Raw genomic sequence first — 2686 nt, 5'->3', positions numbered from 1 at the left:
ACGCCGCTCGAACTCGTTGAAAAGGCGCTGCAGAATGTTGCGCCGGCGGTGGAAGTGAAGTCGCGCCGCGTCGGTGGCGCCACCTATCAGGTTCCGGTCGAAGTGCGCGCCTCGCGCCGCGTCGCCCTGGCGATGCGTTGGGTCATCGAAGCGGCGCGCAAGCGCAGCGAGAATTCGATGCCGCGCAAGCTCGCGGCCGAGCTGCTCGAAGCGTCGGAAAATCGCGGCGGCGCCGTGAAGAAGCGCGAAGAAACGCACCGCATGGCGGACGCGAACAAGGCCTTCTCGCACTATCGCTGGTAATTTCGAAGTCTGCCCCCATTTGTTGGGGCTGCGCGAGAACGGCGGCCATGATGGCCGCCTTCTCCCGTTTTGAAGTCACGAAATTCTTTCCCTCTCCGGCACGACCGAACCGCACTCTCATCCCGCAATCATGGCACGCAACACGCCAATCGAACGCTACCGTAATTTCGGCATCATGGCCCACATCGATGCCGGAAAGACCACGACCACGGAGCGCATCCTTTTCTACACCGGCGTCAATCACAAGATTGGCGAGGTGCACGAGGGTGCGGCGACGATGGACTGGATGGAGCAGGAGCAGGAGCGCGGCATCACGATCACGTCGGCTGCGACGACCTGCTTCTGGACCGGCATGGATCGTTCGTTCCCGCAGCATCGCTTCAACATCATCGATACGCCGGGACACGTCGACTTCACGATCGAAGTCGAGCGTTCGCTGCGTGTGCTCGACGGCGCGGTGTTCGTGCTCTGCGCGGTCGGCGGTGTGCAGCCGCAGTCGGAGACGGTGTGGCGGCAAGCGAACAAGTACGGCGTGCCGCGCGTCGCCTTCGTCAACAAGATGGACCGGCAGGGCGCGGATTTCGACAAGGTCGTCGGCCAGCTCAAGGCGCGCCTCGGTGCGAATCCGGTGCCGATGCAGTTGCCGATCGGCGCGGAAGACGGTTTCGAAGGCGTGGTCGACCTGCTCAAGATGAAGGCCATCCACTGGGACATGGAATCCCAGGGCATGCAGTTCGAGTTCGGCGACATACCCGCGAACCTGGTCGACAAGGCCAAGGCGGCGCGCGAGCACATGATCGAGTCGGCGGCGGAGACCTCCGAAGACTTGATGAACAAGTACCTGGAAGGCGGTGAGCTCAGCGAAGAGGAAATCATTTCGGGCATCCGCGCGGGCACGCTCGCGAACAAGATGATTCCGGTGTTCTGCGGCTCGGCGTTCAAGAACAAGGGCGTGCAAGCGATGCTCGATGGCGTGATCCGCTATCTGCCCGCACCGTCGGATCGTCCGCCGGTCACTGGCCACGACGAGGACGACAAGGTCGATGAGCGTCACGCCGGCGACAATGAACCGTTCGCGGCGCTTGCATTCAAGATTGCCACCGACCCGTACGTCGGTGCGCTGACCTTCTTCCGCGTCTATTCGGGCGTGCTGAACTCGGGCGATACCGTGTTCAACCCGATCAAGGGCAGGAAGGAGCGCATCGGCCGTCTGCTGCAGATGCATGCGAACAACCGCGACGAAATCAAGGAAGTGCGCGCGGGCGACATCGCCGCTGCGGTCGGTTTGAAAGATGTGACCACGGGCGAAACGCTGTGCGCGACCGATCACGTGATCACGCTCGAGAAGATGAGTTTCCCCGAGCCGGTGATCGCGATGGCGATTGAGCCGCGAACGAAGGCCGATCAAGAAAAGATGGGTCTCGCGCTGTCGCGCCTCGCCCAGGAAGATCCGTCGTTCCGCGTGCGCACCGACGAGGAATCGGGCCAGACCATCATCGCCGGCATGGGCGAGCTGCATCTTGACATCATCGTCGACCGCATGAAGCGCGAGTTCAGCGTCGAGGCAAACGTCGGCAAGCCGCAGGTCGCCTATCGCGAAACGATTCGCAAGGCGGTCAAGCAGGAAGGCAAGTTCGTGCGCCAGTCGGGCGGTCGCGGCCAGTACGGCCACGTCGTCATCGAGATGGAACCTCTCGAACGCGGCAAGGGGTTCGAGTTTGAAAATGCGGTCGTCGGCGGCGTGATTCCGAAGGAATACATCCCGGCGGTCGAAAAGGGCATCCGCGAGCAGCTCGGCAACGGCGTGCTCGCCGGCTTCCCGGTGGTGGACGTGAGAGTGCGCCTGATCGACGGTTCGTACCACGAGGTCGACTCGAACGAAATGGCGTTCAAGATCGCCGGCTCGATGGCGTTCAAGGATGGTTTCGCCAAGGCGAATCCGGTCCTGCTCGAGCCGATCATGAAGGTCGAGGTGGTGACGCCGGAAGACTACATGGGCGACGTCATGGGCGATCTGTCGCGCCGGCGCGGCGTGCTCCAGGGCCAGGACGAAAGCCCGTCGGGCAAGCTGATCGAGGCGCTCGTGCCGCTCGGCGAGATGTTCGGCTACGCGACGAGCCTGCGCTCGATGAGCCAGGGCCGCGCCACGTTCACGATGGAATTCGATCACTACGCCGAGGCGCCGACCAACATCGCCGAAGCGGTGATCAAGAAAGGTTGATTTTCCACAAGTTCATTTCGCTAAATTTTATACATTGAGGTAGAGAGTCATGGCAAAAGGCAAATTCGAGCGGACCAAGCCGCACGTGAACGTCGGCACGATCGGTCACGTGGACCACGGCAAGACGACGCTGACGGCGGCGCTGACGAAGGTCGGAGCCGA

The 2686-nt window shown here is 62.4% G+C and carries 3 protein-coding genes; all 3 read left to right on the top strand.

All coding sequences use genetic code 11. The features are described 5' to 3' along the window. A partial coding sequence (rpsG, locus tag VF497_RS00075) for a 30S ribosomal protein S7 (RefSeq protein ID WP_330884996.1) occupies positions 1-303 on the top strand: 303 nt, incomplete at its 5' end. A gap of 130 nt (positions 304-433) precedes the next feature. Beyond that, a complete protein-coding gene (gene fusA, locus VF497_RS00070) occupies positions 434-2524 on the top strand; it encodes an elongation factor G (RefSeq protein WP_330884994.1) in 2091 nt (696 codons plus the stop codon). Positions 2525-2573: 49 nt separating this feature from the next. After that, positions 2574-2686: GTP-binding protein (locus tag VF497_RS00065; RefSeq protein ID WP_137835413.1), on the top strand; the 113-nt coding region annotated here is incomplete at its 3' end.

Origin of the sequence: Rudaea sp., assembly GCF_036383415.1 — a bacterium.
In the GTDB taxonomy this organism is placed as follows: Bacteria; Pseudomonadota; Gammaproteobacteria; order Xanthomonadales; family Rhodanobacteraceae; genus Rudaea.
This window is presented reverse-complemented; position numbering and strand designations above follow the sequence as displayed.